The organism is Sphingobium trunci (genome assembly GCF_022664535.1).
Classification (GTDB): Bacteria; Pseudomonadota; Alphaproteobacteria; order Sphingomonadales; family Sphingomonadaceae; genus Sphingobium.
Genome location: NZ_JAKUJY010000042.1, coordinates 1 through 23,774, shown reverse-complemented (window position 1 = coordinate 23,774; position 23,774 = coordinate 1). Strand labels below are relative to the sequence as shown.

Sequence of the window (23,774 nt, the reverse complement as noted above, 5' to 3'; positions counted from 1 at the left end):
ATCGCGGGCTACGCTCGCAAACTGGCGCGCCGTCGCAATCTCCAGCCCCCTGGCGTCGATCGAATCCGTAATTTCGTGTCGCAGTTGAAGCGCGAACGGCCCAATTTCAATACGGACGACACGTCACAATAACCTGGCTTTTGTGTCACGAACGCCAAGGTCACTGTGATCAAATCCATGCTTCCACGCTCTCACCGCTTCACATGGAGGGCGAAATGGAATTGATGAATCCGGATTTTTTGAACGCCATAGCGCAGGTCATGTTGGCAGGAGCCGCGTTGATCGCAGCACTTCGACGCCGCGTCCCGCCGCGGGAGTGACAGAATACGATACCGAAAACTACAAGTCGCGCTGAGGAGTCAGCCATTGACCTTGTCACTTACTTCCTTTGATGGCGCGAAGGCGACCTTCTTCTAGTTCGCGCGCGTTCCATCAATGCCAGTCACTCGCTCTAGCGAACGATCCCGTCCGGCGCCGCATCGGCACATTATCAGATCATCGACTGGCGATTAGTGGGCGCTCGGGCAACCTGTCTGCGCTTGGCTCGATTGCCCCAGTCAAATTTGTCAGTTTCGCAGGCGCGGGGCGACCCTCGTCATGAAAAGTCCAACGTGGGTAGTTTATGGCGGACAAGCGGCTCTGGAGGCGGACCAAAGGAAAACTCACCGAACCGGAAGGCCGGCTTCAGGAAATGCGATCATGTGACGCGGCGTTTGCCGGTGTCCGCTCTCGTCACTTCGCGCCCGAAAGCTGCCTGTCCGGATTGTCCAACATAGCGGACATAATGTCCGGCCTCAGCGCGGTAGTGAGGTGTCCGCTACTGAGAAGAGCAACTCGGCCGCTGAGCGACGGCGAAGGGTCGTTTGTGGGGAATGAACCGCCGGGTCGTGGGACAAGCCCGTCGTTCCGGGCAGAACCCGAAAGTGTCTGTTCTTCCCCCGGAGGAAACTGCCATTCGGCACGATGCATGGACGAGCACGCGAGCGCGAAACACCTATTTCCAGTGCAATCTGGTTCCGCCAACAATATCCTCTTGTCCGTCCCTGGTGGTCAGCGCGGCGGACCCGAGGGAGCACCAGCGCGTGAGCTTCGGCGCTCGAAAATCCCGTCAGTGTTCCGCCCTGACCTCTTTGCTATCGCCACCGGCGCGTTCCTCCCCAATCCAGGGACGCAGCCCCACGGGGATGAGAACGAGGAGACCATACGCCGCCAGAGCCACGCTCATGCAGATAAAAAGGGCCGTGAGCGATCCGGTATATCGCAGAACGAGCATCCCGCCCCCAACTGCCACGACAAGCCGGGTAAATGCGCCCGCAATCGGCCAGCGCAGACGCCCGACCGCTTGCGAGGCGAAATAGAGCGCAAGGCCGACGCCGAAGAAGCCGTAGAACGGTCCGACCATGCGCAGATATGCGCTGCCATAGCAAATGATCTCCGAGTCATGGGTGAAGAGGCCGATCCACGCAGCCGGAAAGACTGCGGCGACAAGGCCTACAGCCTCGGACGTAACGAAGGCCAATGCCGCGCCCGTCAACGCGATCCTCCTGGCGCGGGCGACTTGCCCCGCCCCCAAATTTGTGGCGACGAGCGCGATCAGCGGCGCGCCGATCCCAAACACGAGGGGGATCAGCAGATACTCCAGCCTTACCCCGGTTCCGTATCCGGCAACGGCGGCAAGTCCGGCTCCCGAGGCAACGAGCGCGGTTGTTCCGGCGATGACCAGATTGGTCTGCACCGAGTTGAGCGCCGAAAGGCCGCCGACGCGCAGCAAGCCGACGATGAGATCGCGGCGCAACGGCGCCTTCGCGACGCGGACGGGGTTGCGGCCGCTCAAGATGTGCCATGCCATCGCCAGCGTTCCCGCGACGTAATAAACGACCAGCGCGGCCCCGCCCCCGGCAATGCCAAGCGCGGGAACCGGGCCGAACCCGAAGATCAGCAGCGGCGAGACAGGTATCAGGAAGACGGCACCGATGCAGGTCACCAGCGCCGGGAAGCGCATGTTGCCGGTGCCGCGGATCACGCTGGAAAGACCGTTCATGAGCCACACAAAAACGTTACCCGCGAAGACCACGTTCGAGTAGATCAGCGCGGCGCGCAGGCTGGCACCTTCCCCGCCCATCAGGCGGTAGATGCGTTCCCCTCCCACCAGGAAGATCGCCGAGAACGCAAGGCCAAGGGCGATGTTGACGACCACGGCGTGCAGGATGAGCGCATCAGCTTCACTTTGCCGGCGGCCACCGAGCGCGCGCGCCACAGCCGAGGATATGCTGCCGCCAAGCGCTCCGGCGGAAAAGGTCGTCATCAGCATCAGCGCGGGGAATACGAGCGCCATGCCCGCCAGCGCGTCGGAGCCCAACTTCGCCACCCACCATGTCTCGATCAAGCCGGTCGACGCCTGCGTCAACATGATGAGGACGTTGGGCAGGGCGAGCCGCAGAATCATCGGCGCGACCGGTCCCTCGATCATCGCGCGGGTGCGCGCGTCCATCTGCCGCACGGGCGAAGGTATAGCCGTTTTCGCCAGGGCCACCTGCACCGTCATAGCGCTTCCAGTGCGAGGGCGACGCCCTGTCCGCCACCGATGCACAGCGTCACCAAGCCCCGGCGCAGGCCATCGCGGCGCATGGCGTGCAGCAGCCTCGTCGTGAGCACCGCGCCGGTTGCGCCGATCGGATGCCCATGGGCGATGGCCCCGCCCTCGACGTTGACGATGTCCTCGGGTATGCCGAGTTCCTTGATGACCGCCAGCGGCACTACCGCGAAAGCCTCGTTGATCTCGATCCGCTCGACGTCGCCAAGTCCCCAGCCTGCACGCTCCAGCGCCTGACGGACAGCCGGAACGGGGCCGAGCCCAAACATTCCGGGTTCCACCGCCGCAACGCCGTAGCCCGCCAGCCGCGCATACGGCTCGATCCCCACAGCCTCGGCGAAGTCCCGCTCCGCGACGACGACTGCGGCGGCACCGCTGTTGAGGCCCGGGGCATTACCAGCCGTGATCGTGCCGTCGGTCCGAAATGCGGGCTTCAAGCGAGCGAGCTTTTCCGCCGTCGTGTCCGGCCGGGGCGCCTCATCGACGCCGAAGGCGACCTTGCCCGCCTTGCCGCCCGTGACCTCGAGCGCGAGGATCTCCGCATCGAACAGCCCAGCGTCGCGCGCAGCGGCGAAGCGCTGCTGCGAACGAAGCGCGAAGCGGTCCTGCTCCTCGCGGCCGATTCCGGAACGATCCGCCAGCGCTTCCGTGTGCCAGCCCGAATGCTCGCCCGAAAAGGCGTCGTGAAGCCCGTCGGTCAGCATGCTGTCGAGCACGGCACCCGGTCCCATGCGCAGTCCCCAGCGCCCACCTTCGAGGAGGTAGGGCGCTCGGTCCATGTTCTCCATGCCGCCCGCGACTGCCGCTCCGATGCCGCCCATCGCGATTTCCTGCGCGGCGGAGAGGATCGCCTGCGCGCCCGAGCCACACACACGGTTGACGGTCAGCGCCGGAACCGAGACCGGCAGCCCGCCGCCGATCGCAGCCTGCCGTGCCGGGTTCATGCGGTTGCCCGCCTGGATGACGTTGCCCATGACGACCGAGCCCACGCGATCGGGCGCGAGCCCGGACCGGCGCACGGCCTCGGCGATGACGGCGGCGCCGAGCGTGGTGGCCGGGGTATCCTTCAGCGTCCCATTGAAGGCGCCAATGGCGGTTCGCACCGGTTGCGCGAGCACGATTTCGGTACGGGACATGGCATTCACTCCGATTTGCTGGTGTCAGGCCACGGCGGCTTCGTGGCGCCGGGGAGATGTGGGATCGAGCGCGCTGACCGTATCAAGCCGCGCGATCTGTTCAGGCGAAAGGACAAGGTCAGCGGCCGCGATATTGCTGCGCAGCTGCTCCAGCGTGCGCGGGCCGATCAGAGGCACCGCGCCATGTGAACCAGCCCACGCGATGGCCACACGGTCGGCGGTGGTTCCCGCCTCCTCCGCCACCGCCAGAACGGCATCCAGCACGGCGGAACGCTGGGCGCTGTTCTCCGGCTGGAATACCCGGCCACCGAGCCCTTCGGCCCGGCCTGCCTCACCCTTGCGGTACTTGCCGGTCAGCATCCCGCCGCCGAGCGGCGACCATGTGACCGCGCCCAGCCCGAGCGCCTCGACGGCGGGGAACAGGTCCGCCTCCGGCGCGCGATGGACAAGGCTATGTTCGAACTGCACGGCGGCCAGCGGCAGGCTGCGCGCGGCCTCCGCCAGCGTCGCCGCACGCGCGACGCGCCAAGCGGGGAAGTTGGAGAGCCCGGCATAGAGGATCTTGCCTGCCCGCGCGAGATCATCGAGGCCGCGCAGGATCTCTTCCATCGGCGTTATCCCGTCGGGCTGATGAACCCAGTAGAGATCGATGCGGTCGGTGCCGAGGCGCCGCAAACTGGCTTCCACCGACGCGGCCAACGCCTTGCGGCTGTTACCCAGGACGAGACGACCCGCGTCGGGCGCCGCGCCCATGGTGAACTTGGAGGCGAGCAGGAAATCCTCGCGCCTGCCCTTGAGCATGCCGCCGAGAAGCTCCTCCGACTCGCCGAACTGGTAGATGTCGGCGGTGTCGATGAAGTTGCCGCCCGCTTCGGCATAGGCGTTGAGGATCGCCTCGCTTTCACGAGGGTCGGCGCCATGGCCCCAGCGGGTGCCGAAGTTCCCGGTGCCGAGCGCGATCCGCGCCACCTGCACGCCGGTACGTCCGAATGTCCTGTACTGCATGGTGTTCTCCTGAAAATCGGAATTTGAAAAGATCATGTGTAATTACACATTTTAGCGGACAGCCTTGTTCGCTGGCCGCATGGTCAGTCTTCGAAAGCGTGTCGTTGCAGATCGTCGCGCAGGCGGGCGGCGTCCTCCTTGCCCACCTGCATCTCGTATGCCTCCTGCGCCGCCCGCCACAACGGCGCCGCGGTAGCCAGCTTGTCGCGCCCGGCGACCGTTAATGTTAGCACGATGCCACGCGCACCCTCAGGCTGATGACGATCCATCAGGCCCTCGGCTTCGAGCCGCGAAACGGCACGCATCAGAGTGGTGCGCTCCATCACCATCGCACGAGCCAGATTGGCAATCGTCATCGCCTCGCCCCGTGCCGTCACCGCAAGGATGGAGAACTGGGAACTCGACACGCCCGCCGGCGCGAGATGTCGATCGTACAGCCGCGTCAGCGCACGAGCGTGGCGACGCGCTGCAAGGTTGTAGCAAGCTGTAGGTGTCTCGGGCATTGCCGTAAGATAGTGTGTAATTGCACATCTACAAGAGGCCGCCATGCCGTCGGGCAGGCTGATCTTCATCATATGGCTGCTGTGGCTGGCCGCCAGCGCGGTGCCCATGGCGGCGACCGCCGCCACGCCAGCCAGGACGGCTGTTCGAATCATTCACATCAATCGTCTTCTGATCATCGTGAATGTGAAAATGCCAATAGGGTCGCGACAATTGCGATCAGGCACCTGATCGGCCTGACCGCGCGGCGCCAAGGCGCCTTTTCCATCCGAATGATCGATGACGTGTCAGCCTGATCCTAGCACGGTTGGCGGTAAGCCGCTAAGATCGCGCGCATCGGACTCGCGCCCGGCATTTCTATTTTTTCGAACGAGATGCCGAACTTTATCTGAGTATTTCAGATCAAGCACGCCGGCTAACACTGCCTTCACAGCAGCGACAACTGCTCGAAACCAAGGAGCCGACCCATGACGATCACCGCCACCCCGACGCCTGGCAAGTCCCTCATCTCGCCCACCGACCACATGCTGATCCTGATCGACTTCCAGTCGCAGATGTCCTTCGCGACCAAGTCGATCGCGCCTGAATTGCTGCGGAACAATGCCGCCCTCATCAGCCGCGCCGCCCAGTCGTTCGGCGTGTCGACCATCCTGACCACCGTTGCGGAAAAGAGCTTTTCCGGCCCGATGTTCGACGAAATCACTGACGCCTTCCCCGGCCAGAAGCTGCTGGACCGCACCAGCATGAACACTTGGGAAGATGCCGCCGTGATCGAGGAAGTGAACCGTATCGGCAAGGAACGGATCGTCTTCGCGGGTCTGTGGACCAGCGTCTGCATCGTTGGCCCGGTCGCCTCCGCGATCGATCAGGGTTTCGACGTCTATTTCATCGCCGACGCCTGCGGTGACATCAGCGAGGAAGCGCACGAGCGCGCCGTGCAACGCATGATCCAGTTGGGCGCCACGCCGATGACCTCGCTCCAGTATCTGCTCGAACTGCAACGCGATTGGGCGCGCGCCGAAACCTACGACTCCACCACCGGCATCGCCAAGGAATTTGGCGGCGCATACGGCCTCGGCATCAAATATGCGAAAGCCATGTTCGGCGCCTCCGAAGGCAGCCATTAAGTCCTGTCACCGGGCCGGCGGTTAGCCCCTCCCCCGCAGCCGCCGTCCCTCCCCCTTCCCGATTTTTGCAAAGGATGATCCCCATGAGCTTCGTGACCACCGACGACGGCGTCGACATCTTCTTCAAGGACTGGGGCAGCAAGGATGCCCAGCCCATCATGTTCCACCATGGCTGGCCGCTGTCGTCCGACGACTGGGACGCCCAGATGCTGTTCTTCCTGTCGAAGGGCTATCGCGTCATCGCTCATGACCGTCGCGGTCATGGCCGTTCGGCCCAGGTGAGCGAAGGCCATGACATGGCCCATTATGCCGCTGACGCCGCCGCCGTCACCCGCCATCTGGACCTCAAGAACGCCGTCCATATCGGCCATTCGACCGGCGGCGGCGAAGTGGCCGCCTATGTCGCCCGCCATGGCCAGCCCGCAGGCCGCGTCGCCAAAGCCGTGCTGGTCAGTGCCGTGCCGCCGATCATGCTGAAGACCGAACGTTATCCCGATGGCCTGCCGATGGACATATTCGACGGTCTGCGTGCCGGCCTTGCCGCCAACCGCGCGCAATTCTTCCGCGATGTCGCCGCCGGTCCCTTCTATGGCTTCAATCGCGAAGGGGCCGATGTGAAGCCCGCCGTCATCGACAATTGGTGGCGCCAGGGCATGATGGGCAGCGCCAAGGCTCATTATGAAGGCATCAAGGCTTTCTCCGAGACCGACCAGACCGACGATCTGACTGCCATAACGCTGCCGACCCTGGTGCTGCATGGCGACGACGATCAGGTCGTGCCCTACAAGAATGCCGGCGTGCTTCAGGCGGAGATCCTGCCGAACGCGACGCTCAAGATTTACGAGGGCTATTCGCATGGCATGCTGACAGTGAATGCAGACGTGTTGAACGCCGACATCCTCGCATTCATCCAGAACTGATGCATCGAACAGGAGACCGGCCATGAAAGTCTATCTTCTCTCGCTCGGCGCCGGTCTTCTGGTCGGCATCGTCTATTCGCTGCTGGGGGTGCGCTCACCCGCGCCCCCGGTGGTGGCCCTGATCGGCCTGCTCGGCATATTGGTGGGCGAACAGGTCGTCCCACTCGCCAAGCGCTGGGCCGATGCCCATGAACTCGCCCGCTTCGTTCGCAACGAATGCCGCGACCATGTACTGGGCAGCCTGCCCGGCAATCGGAAGGGCGGCGCATGATCAGCCGCCGCGACGCCATGGCGGGAGTGGCCGCCTCCGCCCTTCTCTCCCCCTTTCATGCCCGTGCCAAGGAAAGGCCCATGACCGACACGATCATCATCAATGCCAAGGTGACGACGCTGGACCGGGAAAATCCGGTGGCGCAGGCCGTCGCCATCCGCCAAGGCAAATTCCTGGCCGTGGGCAGCGAAGCCGAAGTCCGCGCCGCCGCGCCTGGCGCCACCATCATCGACGCCAAGGGCCATCGTCTGATCCCCGGCCTGATCGACAGCCACATGCACATCATCCGCGGCGGCCTCAATTTCAACATGGAATTGCGCTGGGACGGCGTGCCCACGCTGGCCGAGGCGATGGACATGCTGAAGGCGCAGGTCGCCCGCACGCCCGCCCCACAATGGGTGCGCGTGGTCGGCGGCTTTACCGAGCATCAATTCGCCGAAAAGCGCCTGCCGACCATCACCGAACTCAATGCCGTCGCGCCCGACACACCGGTCTTCATCCTGCACCTCTATGATCGCGCGCTGCTCAATGCCGCGGCGCTCCGCGTCGTGGGCTATACCAAGGACACCCCCAATCCGCCCGGCGGTGAGATCGTCCGCGACGCGGCCGGCAACCCTACCGGGCTGCTGCTGGCCCAGCCCAATGCGACGATCCTCTATTCGACCCTTGCCAAGGGTCCCAAGCTGCCACGGGAATATCAGCTCAACTCCACCCGCCATTTCATGCGCGACGTCAACGCGCTGGGCGTAACCGGGGTGATCGACGCGGGCGGCGGCTTCCAGAATTATCCCGAAGATTATGAGATTATCGAGAAGCTGCATCAGGACGATCAGTTGACCGTCCGCATCAGCTACAATCTTTTTACCCAGAAGCCCAAGGAAGAGCTGGCCGATTTCTCCGGCTGGGTGAAGCAGGTCACGCCGGGCCAGGGCGACGACAACTATCGCCATAATGGCGCGGGCGAGATGCTGGTCTATTCGGCGGCGGATTTCGAGGATTTCCGCCAGCCCCGGCCGGACATGCCGGCGAATATGGAAGGCGACCTCGAACCCGTCATCCGCCTGCTCGCCGGGCATCGCTGGCCCTGGCGCCTGCATGCCACCTATGACGAGACGATCGGCCGTGCGCTCGACGTCTATGAGAAGGTGAACCGGGACATTCCGTTGCAAGGCATCAACTGGTTCTTCGATCATGCCGAAACCATCAGCGACCGCAATATCGACCGGATCGCGGCATTGGGCGGCGGCATCGCGGTGCAGCACCGCATGGCCTATCAGGGCGAATATTTCGTCGAGCGCTACGGCGCCAGAGCAGCCGAACGCACCCCGCCCATCGCCCGGATGATCGCGGCAGGCATTCCCGTCGGCGCCGGGACCGACGCCACTCGCGTCGCCAGCTACAATCCCTGGGTGTCGCTGAGCTGGCTGGTAACGGGCCGCACCGTCGGTGGCTTGTCCCTATATCGTGGCGACAACCGCGTCAGCCGGGAAAAGGCGCTCGCGATGTGGACGCACGAGAACACCTGGTTCTCCAACGAAATCGGCAAGAAGGGCCAGATCAAGGCCGGGCAACTGGCCGATCTTGCCTTGCTGTCGGCCGACTATTTCTCCGTGCCGGAAGACCAGATCGTCCATATCCGGTCAATCCTGACCCTGCTTGGCGGCAAGGTCGTCCATGGCGAGGGCGACTATGCCCCACTCGCGCCGGAACTGCCCAAACCCATGCCCGACTGGTCGCCGGTCGCGACCTTCGGCGGCTACCACAAGACCCGCGAAGCCCGCGCGCAACTGGCATCGGCCTGCGGCTGCCATTCGGCCTGCGGCGTCCATGGCCATGACCATGCAGCGGCATTGGGGGCGCATGTGCCCGCCGCCGACGTCCAGAGCTTCTGGGGCTCGCTAGGCTGCGGCTGCTGGGCCGTCTGATCCGGTACCGGTCTCTTTCTCGCCGGAGTGACCAGTTCCACTGTTCCATTATTTCGAAAATGATCATCGATTTTATTCGGATCCATGGAGTGTGGGTTGCCGTCTAAACCGATCTCACCCTCGACCAACCGGAGCACGGACATGAAACGCTTCACCATGATTCTCGCGACCCTGATGGTCGCCGCCACCCCGATCGCCGCACCTGTGATCGCCAAACCGGTGGCGACCGCCGATTATGCGGTCGGCCCGCAATATGACACCACCCATGTCTATGTGCCCGAAGGCCAGTTCGACATTTTCGTGACCAGCTTCGTCGCGACCTTCGGCGGAAAGACGTCGAAACAGGGCGAGTTCCAGGTGACGCCGACGCCCAGCCTCACCAGGTCGCAACTGGCGCTGACCCCGGCCGGTACCGTCTCCGTCTTCGGCTTCAAGACGCCCATCCCCTATCCCTTCGGCGACGAGCGCACCGGCTATCTGGTCAGCGACATGGACGCCGCCGTTGCCTCCGCCGTCAAGCATGGCGCCGTGCGCCGCGTCGCCACCTTCCCCGACCCCATCGGCCGCGACGTGGTCGTGCAATGGGCGGGCGGCGTGAACATGCAGTTTTACTGGCATACCGCCAAGCCCAATTATCCGGCGCTTACCACCGTGCCGGAAAACCGCATCTACCTGACCGCCGATGCCGCCGATCGCTTCATCAGGGACTGGAGCGGCTTTGCCCATGGCAGGATCGTCTCCGACGACCGCGCCGCCAGGGGTGAGGAAATCGGTCAGCCCGGCAAGGCCATCCGCCGCGTCACCATCGAAAGCGGCTATGGCAGGATGACCGTCTTCGTTTCCGATGGCCAACTGCCATGGCCCTATGGCCGCGACATGACCGGCTATGAGGTCGCCGACCTCGACGCGACATTGGCCAAGGCATCGGCCGCGGGCGTGGAAACGCTCGTCGCGCCCAAGACTGTTGCCGGTCGGCGGAGCGCGATCCTGCGCTTCCCCGGCGGCTATATCGCCGAAGTCCATGCGCAGGCGGCGAAGTAGGATGCGCACCGACCGCGATCCCCGCTTCGTCGACGCGATCCTCGACTGGAAGCCGACATGGTTCGTCGCCCGGATGCTGCTGGTGGGCGCCTATCTGCTGGGCGGCATCGTCAAGCTGACCGACTGGCCGGCGGCGGTCGCCGAGCAGGCGCATTTCGGGATGAACCCGCCTGCCCTGTGGGCTGCCCTTACCATCGGAATCGAACTTGTCGGCCCGCTGCTCATCCTGACTGGCCGCATGGCCTGGCTGGGCGCGGGCATGCTGGGCGTCTTCACCCTGCTCGCCGCCTTCACCGCCAATGCCTTCTGGACGATGCCCTTGGGGCAAGAGCGCTTCATGGCCACCAATGCCTTTTTCGAGCATCTCGGCCTGATCGGCGGCTTCATCCTCGCGGCCCTCGTCGCCGAACAGGCGCAGCGCCGTGCCTGAAAGGATCGCCTGCCTCGCCCTGTCGCTCTGCGCGTCCGGCCCGCTGGTCGCGCAGACGACCGAAGCCTGGCAGGCGCCCACCCTGTCGATCACCCGCTATGACGAGGACTGGGCGGACCTGGCCGACACGCAAAAGCGCGGCCACCACTGGACCGGCCAGTTCAAATATATCCCGCTGGCCAACGACATCTGGCTGTCCACCGGCGTGGAGGTGCGGCTGCGCAATGAAAATTACGCCAATAATCTCTGGGGCGGAGCCGATGCGCCCGACGACTCCTATCTCTGGGCACGCGCCATGCCCTATGCGGACCTCCACATCGGCACCTCAGACACGCTTCATGCCCGCGCCTTCGTTCAGCCGATCATCAGTTATGCCGTCGGCGTCGCGCCCTCCGCCAGTCCGATCGACCAGAGCCGCCTCGACATGCTTCAGAGCTTTGCGGAGGTCGGCGTCGGCCCCGTCACGCTGCGCGGCGGGCGACAGATGTTGTCGCTGGGCACCGAACGGCTGGTCGGCACCCGCTACGGCCCCAACACGCCTCTGGCGTTCGATGGAGTGCGCGGCAGCATGTCCCTGGGCAAGGGACGCAAGCTCGACCTGTTTCTGCTCAACCCGGTGCAGCCCAGCCCAGGCAGTTTCGACGATCATACGTCCGGAACGCGCAAGCTGTGGGGCGCCTATGCGACCCTGCCGGAACTGGATCTCTATTATCTGGGCTATCGCAACCGCGCCGCTCGCTTTGGCGGGCTGACCGGGCGCGAGGAGCGCCACAGCCTTGGCCTGCGTTCGCATGGCGCGCGGGGCGACTGGCACTGGAATGTCGAGGGCGTCTGGCAGTTCGGCCATTATGAGGGCCAGCGCATTTCCGCCTGGACGCTGGGCACCGAGGTCGGCCGCACGCTTGCCGACCTGCCGCTGTCGCCCGATGCGACGGTGCGCTTCAACATCGTCAGCGGTGATCGCAATAGTGAAGACGATAATCTCGGCACGTTCAACGCCCTCTTCCCCAAGGGCAAATATTTCGGCGAACTATCGCCGGTCGGCCCGACCAATATCGTCAGCCTCAATCCCCGGATCGGCGCGCCGCTGGGCAACGGCTTTTCCACCAGCATCGCCGCCATGGCCTATTGGCGCTACAGCCGGAATGACGGCGTCTACGACATTCCCGGCAATCTGATCCGAGCCGCCAACGGCAGCCACGCTCGGTTCATCGGCAAGGAGGCCGAAGCCACGCTTGCCTGGCAGGCGACACCCGAACTGGAATTGTCGGCTTCACTGTCATTCTTCGCGCCGGGCGCCTTCATCCGCCAGACCGGCCCGGCCAAAACCATCACCATGACGGGCCTCGAAGCCAATTTCCGTTTCTAGATCATCAGGAGCATTCCATGCCACCAGCGCCCCAAAGCTCTTCCCCCCTCCCCGGCCTGCTCCTGCTGCTGTCGGTCACGACCGGCATGGTCGATGCCGTCAGCGTATTGGGCCTGGGCAAGGTCTTCACCGCCAACATGACAGGCAATGTGGTCTTCCTCGGCTTTGCTGCTGCCCAGACGCCCGGCTTCAAGGTCGCCCCCTATATGGTGGCGCTGCTGACCTTCTTCGTCGGCGCCGCCGTTGCGGGACGGATCGGGCAGGGGCTGGCCAAGCGCCCGCTGCGCCATTGGCTGACCGTCGCGGCGCTGATCGAAGCGGCGCTGCTGTGGATCGCGGCGGTCGTCGCGCTGAATTTCGACGTGCCCTCGGTCAAGCCGACCATCGCCCTGTTCGCGATCATCGCGCTGACCGCCATCGCCATGGGCTTCCGCAATGCCACCATCCGCCAGTTGAAGGTGCCTGACCTGACAACCACCGTCCTGACCCTCACCGTCACCGGCATCGCGGCGGATTCCAGCATGGCGGGCGGCGCCAATCCCAACCTTCCGCGGCGGATCGCGGCGATCGTCGCCATCTTCGCCGGGGCGGCGGCTGGCGCGCTGATGGTCGTGCATATGGGCCTTGCCCTGCCGCTGTTCGTGTCGGGCATCATTGTCCTGCTGGGCACGCTGCTCTGCGTGCGGCATCCGGCCGCCGCCCTGCCCCATGGCGCATGACGATCAGCCGGCGCCACCCGAGCGAAGCGCCGTCCGGTACAAACCAAGGCGCGATGAAAAGAATATGGAGCGCTACGGCAATATCCCGCCTGGCGGGTCGGTTCATTCTTCGAGCGACATGCTGTGATTTGCTCGACAGAATGGGGGCAAGGAGTTCTTCGGGACCGCTGACAATCCTCACCTGATCGCGCGGTCTACCGTGCAGGTTGCCGTACTCGCCGGCTCCCATTGCCGTACCTTCGTGCAATGCCGAACGGCATTCGCACCGCCCGCCCGAAGCGCTTGGAGCGTGGCCAACCCGACGCTATGGTCGTATCATGTTCCGCTCCATCATTCTCGGACGCGCGCGCCGGCTTCTGAACTTCTTCCATAGCCGGCAGCCCTAGTGACCCTCACCCTTTCACTCAAACAGGCCCGGCGCATCGCGCTCGCCGCGCAAGGGTTCAACCAGCGCATGCTCCCACAGGTCGGCGCCCGGCAATTGCGCCGTACCCATGACCGGCTCGGCCTGTTCCAGATCGACAGCGTCAATGTCCTGACCCGCGCGCATTACCTCCCAGCTTTCTCACGGCTTGGGCCTTATGACCCGGCCCTTCTCGAAAGCGACGCCTGGGGACCCAGGCGCCAACGCCGCATGTTCGAATATTGGGCGCACGAAGCTTCGCTGCTGCCGCTCGACCTCCAGCCGCACCTGCGATGGCGGATGGCCAAGGCCGAGCGCGGCGAAGCGGGTTATGCCGGTCTCCGCCGTTTCGCGACCGAACGTCGCGCCGAAGCCGAGGCGATCTTGAACCGCATCCGTAACGATGGTCCGCTCACCGCCGCCGATTTCGAGGACGGGAGGAGCAAAAGCGGCTGGTGGGAATGGAGCCACGCGAAGCACGCGCTGGAATGGCTGTTCTGGGCGGGGCTCATCACTACCACTACGCGGCGCGGCAACTTCGCGCGGGTCTATGACCTGTCCGAGCGCGTCATCCCGCAGCCGATCCGCGACCTTCCCACCCCCGACGACGCCACCGCGCAGCGCCATCTAGTCGAGCGCAGCGCCCGCGCAATGGGCGTCGCGACCGCCGCCGACCTGCGCGACTATTTCCGGCTCAAACCCGATGAAGGTGATCACGCCATCACCACGCTCGCCGAAGAGGGCATCCTCCTTCCCGTCAAAGTGGAGGGCTGGAGCCAGAAGGCCTGGATGCACCGCGATGCCGGACTGCCCCGCCGCATCGAAGCTGGGGCGCTGCTGGCGCCTTTCGATCCGCTGATCTGGGCGCGCGGCCGCGCCGAGCGGCTTTTCGGCTTCCACTACAGGATCGAGATCTATGTGCCACAGGACAAGCGCACCCACGGCTATTATGTGCTGCCCTTCCTGCTGGGCGACACGCTGGTCGCGCGCGTCGATCTCAAGGCCGACCGCCAGGCCGGCGTGCTGCGCGCGCGGCGCATCGCGCTTGAACCCGCTGCTCCGCCCGAGACGATCGACCGGCTGACGTTCGAACTGGACCGGATGGCCGCGTGGCTAGCCCTCGCATCCGTCAGCCTCGGCGAGATCGCCCGGTCGATCTGACCGCTTGCCTCCCCATTTCCTTCCCGCCCCTCCGGCCCAAGCACACTTGCTGCGGTGGAGCCTGCCGCGAAGGCGCTCACGATGGAGGGGCCGTCCCGGAAGGGGCGGCCTTTCGCTTGTCCGCGCCCGGCACATTGCCGAGCAAGCGCGTCGCCGGATAATGAGCAGCAATGACCGACTCGCGCATCCACCGGGCGACCCGTGACATCCTAGCCACCCCGCGCGCCATCTACCGCGCCTTCCTCGACGCCCAGGCGGTAAGTTCCTGGCGGCCGCCCCAGGGCATGGCCGCGCGGGTCGAACGGTTCGATCCCCGGATCGGCGGCGGTTATCGCATGGCGTTCATCTATCCCGACGGTGCGGCGGGCCATGGCAAGACCAGCGCGCGCGAGGATCTGTTCGAAGGCCGCTTCACCGATCTGCTGCCCGATCGCCGCATTGTCGAGGAAGTGCAATTCCACAGCGACGATCCGCGCTTCGCCGGCACGATGACGATCACCACCACGATCGAAAAGGCCAAGGGCGGCGCGAGCAAGGTCACTTTCCTCGCCGAGAATGTGCCGCCCGGGATCAGCGAGGCCGATCATGTCGAGGGCATGACCTCTACGCTCCGCAACCTCGCCGACTTCCTCGAGTGAAACCTTCCGCCCTCTTCGCCGATTAGGGCGACATGCCGGTGTTCCTCAACTTCGAAGCCTCCTCGCTCGCGAGGCGCAGCTAAGGCCAGCCAAGAATGGGTCTTCGACTAGATATTCGAAGTTGCGGCCGGTTTGCGGATCGCGTGCCAGATTGATGCCGCCACGGAGCACGATGTCATATCCGATCATGGCCGGGAACCATGAAAGCTGCCTTTTCGTTTCCACTTTGCAACGAGGGAGGCGAATTGCCCACGATTTTTGAGACAATGACGGTGGCCGCACGCGATCGCGCGCGCATGTCGGAAGTCAGCGCGGTAATCGCGCGTTTCGGCATAGAATCGCTGTTCGTGCGGCTGGGGCTTTCCAACGGCAAGAACGAAGAAGCGCGCGGAGAGGACAATCTGCCCACGCGTGTCCGCCGAGCGCTTGAGGCGTTGGGGCCTACCTACGTTAAGCTGGGCCAGATCCTCGCAACGCGTCGCGACATACTTTCTTCCGAATGGATCGCGGCCTTCGAGAAGCTCCAGAGCGACGCGCCGCGCCTGCCGTTCGACATGCTGCGCGAATCCGTCGAGGCCGCGCTGGGCGAACTACCGGAAACCGCCTTCGCCCGCTTTGATCCCGAACCGCTCGCCGCCGCGTCGATCGCGCAGGTCCATCGGGCCACCTTGCATGACAATAGCGAGGTAGTGGTGAAGATCCGTCGCCCCGGTATCCGTAGGGCGATGGAGGCCGACCTCAGATTATTGCGTCATCTCGCTTCCCTTGTGGAGCAGCGCAGCGCGGCGGCACGCCGCATGATGCCATCGGCGATGATCGAACAGCTTGGCCGCGACATCCTCGATGAACTGGATTTCACCAACGAGGGCCGCAATGCGGACATGCTGCGGGCGGACCTTGCGCCCATCCCTCAGGTCGTCGTACCACGCATCCACTGGCAATATACGAGCGAAACGCTGCTGGTCATGGACTATGTGGCGGGTGTGCCGCCACGCGATCCGGTCGGTCTGACGGCAGCGGGCATCGACCCGTCCACCATCGCCCGGTTGGGCGCACGGCTGGTTCTGGAGATGGTTCTGATCAACGGGCGCTTTCATGCCGACCCGCACCCCGGCAATTTACTGTGCCTGCCGCCGAGCGGAGATACGGATCAAGCGCGCCTTGCACTGCTCGACCTGGGATCGGTCGGTTTTGTGAGTACCCGTCGCCAGCATGAATTTCTGACCTTCATTCTGTCCTTGCGCGGCAACGATCCCTCCGGCGTCGCCGACATGCTCGCATCCTGGTCGCAGTCGGGCGATGTTCCCCGCGAACGGCTGCTGGTCGCGGCCGATCGCCTGGTCGCACGCCACGGAACCGGCGCGCTGATGCTGAACGCGATGGTCGCGGATTTCTTCCCATTGCTTTGCAGCGAAGGCCTGGTCCTGCCGCCCGACCTCGTGCTGATCTTCAAGGCGATGGTGACGATGGACGGTGTGCTGGCCGGCATCATGCCCGGTTTCGACCTGTCGGAGGCCCTTGAAGAACTGCGCGGCCGCCTCCTGGCCTCGCGCCTGTCGCGGCTGGTAGCGCCCGACCGGATCGAAGCCTTGCTGCTGGAGGTCTCGCGCCTGTCCGCCGAAGCCCCGGCCCTGATGCGTGCCGCCACCATGCGGATGGAACGGAGTGAGGAACCCCGGAAGGATAGGGCTCTACCGTCCGCGATCCGTCACGCCGCAGCGCTGCTGGCGGGCGCGGTCTTCCTCCATGCACTGGCGTTGCTGGCGACGGGTTTCCTAAGTTAGAGCATGATCCTCTGAGCGAGACACTTCCACTCGGTATGGCATTTCTCCTTTCGGCCTCATCCCGCATCCGGGCGCAGAGACGGGTTGAGCCTGATGAGATAGGAACTCAGCATGTCGGCCAGAGCATCCGAATAGGCTTCGATTTCGGGAGCAGTGCGCGCCTTCTCGGAAACATGCTTGCCCACCTCGCTCAATGTCGTCTTCATGAGATCGGCGACGACGTCCCGATGGTCGGCTGTCAAACCGGGCAAAGCCTCTTCGATGAAATTCCGGAAGGCGGTATGCGCGGCCGCCTTGGTCTCCGTCGCCTCGGGTGCATCGCGATAGAGCGGCGCGGCATCGGCCAAAGCGTTGCGCACCGCCGCTTCCTCGCATTCCGAGCGGACGAAGGCGTGGGTGAGCGCGCCCACCCGTTCCAGGGGCGGTTTTTCCCGATCCTCCAGGATCGTCCGAAGCAACGCGCTGGTCTCGCGCCACTCGTCGCTTTGCAGACGGAAGAGGATCGCCGCCTTGTTCGGGAAATATTGGTAGAGCGAGCCAACGCTCACCCCGGCCCGCTGGGCGACTCGCGCCATGGTGAAACGTACCGCTCCTTCCGCCACAAGAAGCTGAACAGCCGCCTCCAGAACCGCCTCGACCAGCCCTGATGAGCGTGCCTGCTGGGGCTGCTTCCGCAAGGAAATCCGGACATTTCTGGGATCAACCAAGGCAAGCTTCCCTAATGCGATTAACGAATGTGACGAATTAGTCGTATTTTTCGGACCGCACAAGACAGGCTTGTGCGCCACCGGGAGTTTCCATGACCAGCCTCACCACATCCCCCCTCGCTCCCCTGCTCGACCGCCTCTTCACCGAAGCGGAGGCAAATGCCCCCTGGGAGAACCCCGCATTCGCCGAGCTGCCGCAAGAGGAGACCATGCGTCTGATGCAGAGCCGCACCGAATATCGCCATTTCTATGGCCAACTGCGCGACTATGCCCTTCCCGTGTCGCGGGAGGCAGGCAAGCTCCTCTACATGCTCGCCCGGAGCATCGGCGCGCGTCATATCGTGGAGTTCGGCACATCCTTCGGCATCTCGACCCTGCATCTGGCGGCGGCTTTGCGCGACAATGGCGGTGGCCGCCTGATCACCAGCGAGTTCGAGCCGTCCAAGCTGGCCCGTGCGCGGGACAATCTGGAGGCTGCCGGTCTCGCAGATCTGGTCGAGTTTCGCGAGGGCGACGCACTGGAGACGCTGGGCATCGACCTTCCGGCTTCGATCGACCTGCTCCTGCTCGATGGGGCCAAGGCCCTGTATCCAGACATATTGGACAGGGTAGAGCCGCGGCTTCGTCCAGGCGCGCTGATCATCGCCGACAATGCCGATCATAGCCCGGCCTATCTGGAACGCGTGCGCGCGCCCAACAGCGGCTATATGTCCATTCCCTATGGCGAGGAAGTCGAGCTGACGATGCGGCTGGGCTGATGCCGAAGAAGGCGGCTTCGCGCCGCCTTCGACTCATTTCCTCGATCGGGTGCTTTCCGGCTTCACACGGTCCGTTCTTCCACATGCTTTTGCAGGCGCGCGTCATGAACCGAAGTATTTCGAGAGCTCATCAAGATGGCCAGCAAACCGGCGCCTGATGCCGCTGCCCCTGCGATTGAGACGAAGGGCAGGCTCAACCCTGCCGCGATGATCCCGCCGCCCAGTGCCGCACCGATGGCGTTGCCGAGATTGAACGCGCCTATGTTCATCGATGACGCCAGATTGGGCGCTTGGGCGGCTGCGTTCATCACCCGCACCTGGAGCGGTGGGACGAGCGCGAAGCTGGCGATGCCCCACAGAAAGATCAGCACCGCCGCTGGACCGGCAAAGGGCATGGCGAAGGCAAAGGCGACCAGGATCGCCGTCAGCGCGGACAGCGTCACGATCAGGGTCTTGTCGACCGAACGGTCGGCAAAGCGTCCGCCCAGCCCGTTGCCGATGGTGAGACCCACGCCATAGAGCACCAGCATCGCGGTCACGAAGCCGATCGAGCCATGGGTCTGTTCTCGCAGGATCGGGGTGATGTAGGTGAAGACGGTGAACATCGCGCTGGCGCCGACCACGGTCAGGCCCAGCGCCGCCAGCACCGGCCCGCGCATCAGCACGCGCAGTTCGGACCGCGCGTCGCCATCTTCAGGGGCAGGCATGTCCGGCAGGGTCAGGCGCAGCCCCGCCATGGTGAGCACGCCGAGCGCGGCGATGCCCCAGAAGGCAGCGCGCCATCCCATGATATCGCCGGCCCAGGTCGCCAGCGGCACGCCGACGACATTGGCGATCGTCAGCCCCATGAACATGGCGGCGACCGCCCCGGCCTGACGCTGGGGCGGGACAAGGCTGGCGGCGACGATCGATCCCACGCCGAAGAAGGCACCATGGTTGAGCGAGGTGATGATCCGCGCGAACAGCAACATGGTATAGCTGCTGGAGAGCGCCGCGATCAGATTGCCGATCGTGAAAATGGCGGCGAGGCCGATCAGCAGCGTGCGGCGCGGCAGCCGACCGGTGGTCAGCGTCATCAGCGGGGCGCCCAGCATCACGCCGATCGCATAGGCGCTGATGAGCAGGCCGGCGGCGGGGATGGAAACGCCAAGGTCGGTGGCGATGACAGGCAACAGGCCCATCGGGGCAAATTCGGTGACGCCGATGCCGAAGGCACCGGCCGCCAGGGCGAGAAGCGGCGGATTGATCTTCATGCTGTTCCTCCCGTCAGACAAGGGGCGGGTTTAGCCGGGCGAAACCGGGCTGCTGATGATAGGGCGCGTGGGGATAGGCCGGCATCCGATAGCTGGCCTGATCGAGCCGGGCGACCTGATCGGCGGTCAGCGACCAGCCGACCGCGCCCAGATTCTGGCGCAGTTGCTCTTCATTGCGCGCGCCGATGATGACCGAGGACACGGTGGGCCGCTGCAACAGCCAGTTGAGCGCGATCTGCGGCACCGTCCTGCCGGTCTCCGCCGCGATCTCGTCCAGCGCATCGACGACGCGATAGAGATGCTCCTCCTCCACCGGCGGGGCGAAGGCGGCGGTCTGGTGCAGGCGGCTGCCCTCCGGGATCGGGCTGCCGCGCCTTATCCTGCCGGTCAGCCGCCCCCAGCCCAGCGGGCTCCAGACCAGCGCGCCCACGCCCTGGTCAGCGGCGAGCGGCATCAGATCGGCCTCATAGGCGCGGCCGATCAGCGAATAATAGACCTGATGGGCGACGAAGCGCGGCCAGCCATGGCGATCCGCTGTGCCGAGCGCCTTCATCAACTGCCAGCCGGGATAATTGGACACGCCGGCATGGCGCAGCTTGCCGGCTCGAATCAACGCGTCGAGCGTGGCGAGCAATTCCTCGACCGGGGTCGAAGCGTCGAAGGCGTGCGGTTGCAAGAGGTCGATATGATCGGTGCCGAGGCGCATGAGCGCTCCTTCCACCCCGCGGATCAGGCGGTCGCGCGACACGCCCCAGTCAAGGGGGCCCTCCCCGGTCGGCAGACCGAGCTTGGTGGAGATCAGCACCCGATCGCGCCGCCCCTTGATCGCCGCGCCCAGCACTTCCTCCGAAGCGCCGTTCGAATAGACATCGGCGGTGTCGAACAGGGTCATGCCGGCGTCGAGGCAGATGTCGACCAGACGCCGCGCTTCCTGCGCGTCGCTGTTGCCCCAGGCGCCGAACAGCGGCCCTGAGCCGCCGAAGGTGCCGGTGCCGAAGCTCAGCACCGGCACACGCAGACCCGATGCCCCCAATTGCCGATATTCCATCGTCATCCCTTTCCATTCCGTTGTGAGCGCATAAATGGAATGAGGGACTTCCCTGGTTTAGAGGGCAGCAAGGCGAAGGATCTTTGCAATGGATGAAAAGATGCCCTTTCAGGCCGATCGGGCGCGGGCACTGGAAACCTTCGCGGCCGTGGTCGCCGAGGGCAGTTTCTCCGCCGCGGGGCGATTACTGGGCCTTACGCCGTCAGCGGTCAGCCGTGCGGTCGACCGGATAGAGGATCGGCTGGGAGTCCGGCTGCTGCTGCGATCAACCCGCGCGCTGACGCTCACGGCGGAGGGCCAGGCTTATCTCGGCAGCGCGCGCCGCATCCTGGCCGATCTGGACGAGGCCGAGCAGGCAATCGCCGACCGCGGCGCTCCGCGCGGGCGGCTGCGGGTGAGCGCGGCCCATTCCCATGGCCGGTTGTGCATCGTGCCGCTGCTGGGCGAATTCGCGCAACGCTATCCGCACATATTGGTCGACATCAGCCTCAGCGACCGGCTGGTCGACATTGCGGGCGGGCAGGCCGATGTCGCGATCCGCTTCGGACCGCTGGCCGACAGCCCGCTGACCGCCCGCAAGCTGGGCGAGAATGGCCGCGTCATCGTCGCCTCCCCCGCCTATCTCGCCCGGCACGGCACCCCGCAAACGCCCGAGGACCTGCACGGCCATAACTGCCTGAATTTCAATTTCCGTCGCGCCGAGCCAGTCTGGCCGTTCCGCAAGGACGGCCGCGACTATGCGCTGAGCGTCCGCGGTACGATCGAGGCCAATAATGGCGAGACACTGGGGCAGCTTGCGGCCGACGGCGTCGGCATCACCCGCGTGGGCCGGTTCAGCGTTCAACCCGAACTGGCCTCCGGTCAGTTGGTGCCGCTGTTGGAAAACTATAATCCCGGCGATATCGAAACGATCCATGCCGTTTTTCTGGGCGGCGCCAATGTGCCTGCACGTCTTCGAGTGTTCGTGGACTTCCTCGCGGAAAAATTGACATGATCCACGAAGAACAACTGAAATAACGCTCCCTCAACAGGTCACGACCTTGATTTATCGTGCCGCCGCTGTCGATCTGGGCGCGCGGCCGCGCCGAGCGGCTTTTCGGCTTCCACTACAGGATCGAGATCTATGTGCCACAGGACAAGCGCACCCACGGCTATTATGTGCTGCCCTTCCTGCTGGGCGACACGCTGGTCGCGCGCGTCGATCTCAAGGCCGACCGCCAGGCCGGCGTGCTGCGCGCGCGGCGCATCGCGCTTGAACCCGCTGCTCCGCCCGAGACGATCGACCGGCTGACGTTCGAACTGGACCGGATGGCCGCGTGGCTAGCCCTCGCATCCGTCAGCCTCGGCGAGATCGCCCGGTCGATCTGACCGCTTGCCTCCCCATTTCCTTTCCACACCTCCGGCCCAAGCACTCTCGCTGCGGCGGAGCCTACCCGGCCGAGCAAGCTTACGCGTTGGCAGCCTCGGATGCGGCACAATGTGGCCCAACAGGGGGAAGATTTTGTTGCTCGCGGCGGTAATTCTCCCCCCATTCCCGCAGGCTCAACATCACCGGCGCAAGCGTCCGAGCAAGGGCGGTGACCTCATATTCCACACGAGGCGGGACCTCGGCATAAACATGGCGGAGCACCAGGCCATCGGCTTCCAACTCTCGCAGCTGAAGCGTCAGCATTCGCTGGGTCGCGCTGGGGATCAGGCGCGTGAGCTCCATGAACCGCTTCTTTCCCGTCAGAAGGTGAAAGAGGATCAGAGGCTTCCAGACGCCCCCGATAACCGAGAGGGTCAATTCAACCGCACATCCGCTTTTCGGATCGAGGCGCTTGGGCCGCATGGGAACCACTCCAACGTTAGGCACAAAAATGTAAGTATCAGTGATGATTGTGCGTTCTTACGAAGAACACAACATCGCTCTATTTGATCCACACCAGATGATCAAGAATGGAGACGACCATGTCCTTCAAGGCGATTGTGGCCCGGAAATCGGATGACGGGGGGATCAGTGCGCAAGTTGAAACCGTCGCAGAGGATTTCCTCGACGAAAGCGAAGTCGACGTTTCCGTCGAATGGTCGTCGATCAATTACAAAGACGCCATAGCGATCTACACCAATCAGATCATTCAGGCATTCCCGCTCATTCCCGGGATCGACTTTGCCGGCACCGTCACGCAGTCCAGCGATCCGCGCTTCTCGCCGGGTGATAAGGTGGTCGCCACCGGTCATGCGCTCGGAGTAACGCATCATGGCGGATTCTCGCAGCGTGCGCGCCTCAAGGCGGACTGGCTGGTCAAACTTCCGAGTTCGATCAGCACGCGCGATTCCATGGCGATCGGAACGGCCGGGTTCACGTCGATGCTGAGCGTGTTGGCGCTCGAGCATGGCGGTATAACCCCCGGCCGCGGCTCGGTCCTGGTAACCGGTGCGTCGGGCGGTGTTGGTTCAATCGCGACGGCGATCCTCGCCAAGCTGGGCTACACGGTGATTGCTTCGACGGGGAAGGCCGAGAGCAACTATCTCAAGAATCTCGGCGCAAGCGAGATCCTTGATCGAGCCGAGCTGTCCGGCGAGGGCAAGCCGATCGCTCCGGACCGCTGGCCTGCGGCAATCGACACCGTAGGCGGTCAGACCTTGGCCAACGTTCTTTCGCAAACGGGATATCGTGGCGTTGTGACCGCTTGCGGCTTTGTCGGCGGTCGGGAACTGCCGACCTCGGTCCTTCCGTTCATCTTGCGCAATGTGACCCTGGCAGGCATCGATTCGGTGAACGCACCGCAATCTGTGCGGGAAGCGGCATGGCAACGCCTGGCAACCGACCTGGATCTCGACAAGCTCGCCTCGACGATCAAGGAGATCGGCCTTGGTGAAGTGGGCGCACTTGCCGGCGCAATGCTCCAAGGAAAGGTCAAGGGGCGCACTCTCGTCAATGTAAACGCCTAGCCACTGGGAACCGGCGGTCGACGCGCTCGGCGCGTCGACCCGTTCTCGAAG

23 protein-coding genes are annotated in these 23,774 nt (G+C 64.5%); 15 read left to right on the top strand and 8 right to left on the bottom strand.

The window, feature by feature from the left end; all coding sequences use genetic code 11:
• Positions 1-1,108: 1,108 nt before the first annotated feature.
• The 4 genes from MJ601_RS21155 to MJ601_RS21140 form a co-directional block, all read right to left on the bottom strand.
• On the bottom strand, positions 1,109-2,545 hold the full coding sequence (locus MJ601_RS21155; protein ID WP_242130374.1) for an MATE family efflux transporter: 1,437 nt from the start codon (positions 2,543-2,545) through the stop codon (positions 1,109-1,111).
• Positions 2,542-3,729, bottom strand: a complete 1,188-nt coding sequence (locus tag MJ601_RS21150; protein WP_242130373.1) for an acetyl-CoA C-acyltransferase — start codon at positions 3,727-3,729, stop codon at positions 2,542-2,544. Before MJ601_RS21150 ends, MJ601_RS21155 begins: the two co-directional genes overlap by 4 nt.
• A gap of 24 nt (positions 3,730-3,753) precedes the next feature.
• Entirely contained in the window at positions 3,754-4,734 is a 981-nt protein-coding gene (locus tag MJ601_RS21145) for an aldo/keto reductase (RefSeq protein WP_242130372.1), read from the bottom strand.
• A gap of 83 nt (positions 4,735-4,817) precedes the next feature.
• Positions 4,818-5,390, bottom strand: coding sequence for a MarR family winged helix-turn-helix transcriptional regulator (locus MJ601_RS21140; RefSeq protein WP_242130371.1), 573 nt, complete (start codon positions 5,388-5,390; stop codon positions 4,818-4,820).
• A 312-nt stretch (positions 5,391-5,702) separates the two neighbouring features.
• Between MJ601_RS21140 and MJ601_RS21135 the strand changes: the two genes are divergently transcribed.
• From MJ601_RS21135 to MJ601_RS21085, 11 genes are all read left to right on the top strand, one after another.
• On the top strand, positions 5,703-6,362 hold the full coding sequence (locus tag MJ601_RS21135; RefSeq protein WP_242130370.1) for a hydrolase: 660 nt from the start codon (positions 5,703-5,705) through the stop codon (positions 6,360-6,362).
• Between the two features lie 83 nt (positions 6,363-6,445).
• Positions 6,446-7,282, top strand: a complete 837-nt coding sequence (locus MJ601_RS21130) for an alpha/beta fold hydrolase (RefSeq protein ID WP_242130369.1) — start codon at positions 6,446-6,448, stop codon at positions 7,280-7,282.
• A 22-nt stretch (positions 7,283-7,304) separates the two neighbouring features.
• A complete protein-coding gene (locus tag MJ601_RS21125) occupies positions 7,305-7,553 on the top strand; it encodes a XapX domain-containing protein (RefSeq protein WP_242130368.1) in 249 nt (82 codons plus the stop codon).
• An 80-nt stretch (positions 7,554-7,633) separates the two neighbouring features.
• Positions 7,634-9,478: an amidohydrolase gene (locus MJ601_RS21120; RefSeq protein WP_242130376.1), complete on the top strand. Its 1,845-nt coding sequence runs from the start codon at positions 7,634-7,636 to the stop codon at positions 9,476-9,478.
• Between the two features lie 141 nt (positions 9,479-9,619).
• The gene (locus MJ601_RS21115) at positions 9,620-10,519 is read left to right on the top strand and encodes a VOC family protein (RefSeq protein ID WP_242130367.1); all 900 of its coding nucleotides are present in this window, start codon (positions 9,620-9,622) and stop codon (positions 10,517-10,519) included.
• 1 nt (position 10,520) lies between these two features.
• The gene (locus MJ601_RS21110; RefSeq protein WP_242130366.1) at positions 10,521-10,949 is read left to right on the top strand and encodes a DoxX family protein; all 429 of its coding nucleotides are present in this window, start codon (positions 10,521-10,523) and stop codon (positions 10,947-10,949) included.
• On the top strand, positions 10,942-12,318 hold the full coding sequence (locus MJ601_RS21105; protein ID WP_242130365.1) for an alginate export family protein: 1,377 nt from the start codon (positions 10,942-10,944) through the stop codon (positions 12,316-12,318). Before MJ601_RS21110 ends, MJ601_RS21105 begins: the two co-directional genes overlap by 8 nt.
• Before the next feature lie 17 nt (positions 12,319-12,335).
• Complete coding sequence (locus MJ601_RS21100; RefSeq protein ID WP_242130364.1) at positions 12,336-13,037, top strand: YoaK family protein; 702 nt, start codon at positions 12,336-12,338, stop codon at positions 13,035-13,037.
• Positions 13,038-13,422: 385 nt separating this feature from the next.
• Positions 13,423-14,601: a winged helix-turn-helix domain-containing protein gene (locus MJ601_RS21095; protein ID WP_242130363.1), complete on the top strand. Its 1,179-nt coding sequence runs from the start codon at positions 13,423-13,425 to the stop codon at positions 14,599-14,601.
• A 170-nt stretch (positions 14,602-14,771) separates the two neighbouring features.
• On the top strand, positions 14,772-15,239 hold the full coding sequence (locus tag MJ601_RS21090) for an SRPBCC domain-containing protein (protein ID WP_242130362.1): 468 nt from the start codon (positions 14,772-14,774) through the stop codon (positions 15,237-15,239).
• A 266-nt stretch (positions 15,240-15,505) separates the two neighbouring features.
• The gene (locus MJ601_RS21085; protein WP_242130361.1) at positions 15,506-17,023 is read left to right on the top strand and encodes an ABC1 kinase family protein; all 1,518 of its coding nucleotides are present in this window, start codon (positions 15,506-15,508) and stop codon (positions 17,021-17,023) included.
• A gap of 56 nt (positions 17,024-17,079) precedes the next feature.
• On the opposite strand, the gene MJ601_RS21080 is transcribed toward MJ601_RS21085, so the two are convergent.
• Positions 17,080-17,730 (bottom strand): TetR/AcrR family transcriptional regulator, encoded by a 651-nt coding sequence (locus MJ601_RS21080; protein WP_242130360.1) that lies wholly within the window; start codon positions 17,728-17,730, stop codon positions 17,080-17,082.
• 92 nt (positions 17,731-17,822) lie between these two features.
• Here MJ601_RS21080 and MJ601_RS21075 point away from each other — a divergent pair, with 92 nt between their 5' ends.
• Positions 17,823-18,488 carry an O-methyltransferase gene (locus MJ601_RS21075; protein WP_242130359.1) on the top strand — a complete coding sequence of 222 codons (666 nt, stop codon included), beginning with the start codon at positions 17,823-17,825 and terminating at the stop codon, positions 18,486-18,488.
• A gap of 62 nt (positions 18,489-18,550) precedes the next feature.
• Here MJ601_RS21075 and MJ601_RS21070 read toward each other — a convergent pair whose 3' ends face one another.
• Positions 18,551-19,741: an MFS transporter gene (locus tag MJ601_RS21070; RefSeq protein ID WP_242130358.1), complete on the bottom strand. Its 1,191-nt coding sequence runs from the start codon at positions 19,739-19,741 to the stop codon at positions 18,551-18,553.
• 13 nt (positions 19,742-19,754) lie between these two features.
• A complete protein-coding gene (locus MJ601_RS21065) occupies positions 19,755-20,789 on the bottom strand; it encodes an aldo/keto reductase (protein ID WP_242130375.1) in 1,035 nt (344 codons plus the stop codon).
• A gap of 88 nt (positions 20,790-20,877) precedes the next feature.
• On the opposite strand from MJ601_RS21065, the gene MJ601_RS21060 reads away from it, so the two are divergent.
• Together MJ601_RS21060 and MJ601_RS21055 are read left to right on the top strand one after the other, a co-directional pair.
• Positions 20,878-21,783, top strand: a complete 906-nt coding sequence (locus MJ601_RS21060) for a LysR substrate-binding domain-containing protein (RefSeq protein ID WP_242130357.1) — start codon at positions 20,878-20,880, stop codon at positions 21,781-21,783.
• Positions 21,784-21,839: 56 nt separating this feature from the next.
• Positions 21,840-22,157, top strand: a complete 318-nt coding sequence (locus MJ601_RS21055) for a DNA glycosylase AlkZ-like family protein (protein ID WP_242130356.1) — start codon at positions 21,840-21,842, stop codon at positions 22,155-22,157.
• 79 nt (positions 22,158-22,236) lie between these two features.
• Here MJ601_RS21055 and MJ601_RS21050 read toward each other — a convergent pair whose 3' ends face one another.
• Positions 22,237-22,620, bottom strand: a complete 384-nt coding sequence (locus tag MJ601_RS21050; protein ID WP_242130355.1) for a winged helix-turn-helix transcriptional regulator — start codon at positions 22,618-22,620, stop codon at positions 22,237-22,239.
• Positions 22,621-22,739: 119 nt separating this feature from the next.
• Here MJ601_RS21050 and MJ601_RS21045 point away from each other — a divergent pair, with 119 nt between their 5' ends.
• Positions 22,740-23,723 (top strand): MDR family oxidoreductase, encoded by a 984-nt coding sequence (locus tag MJ601_RS21045; RefSeq protein WP_242130354.1) that lies wholly within the window; start codon positions 22,740-22,742, stop codon positions 23,721-23,723.
• The last annotated feature ends 51 nt before the right edge of the window (positions 23,724-23,774 follow it).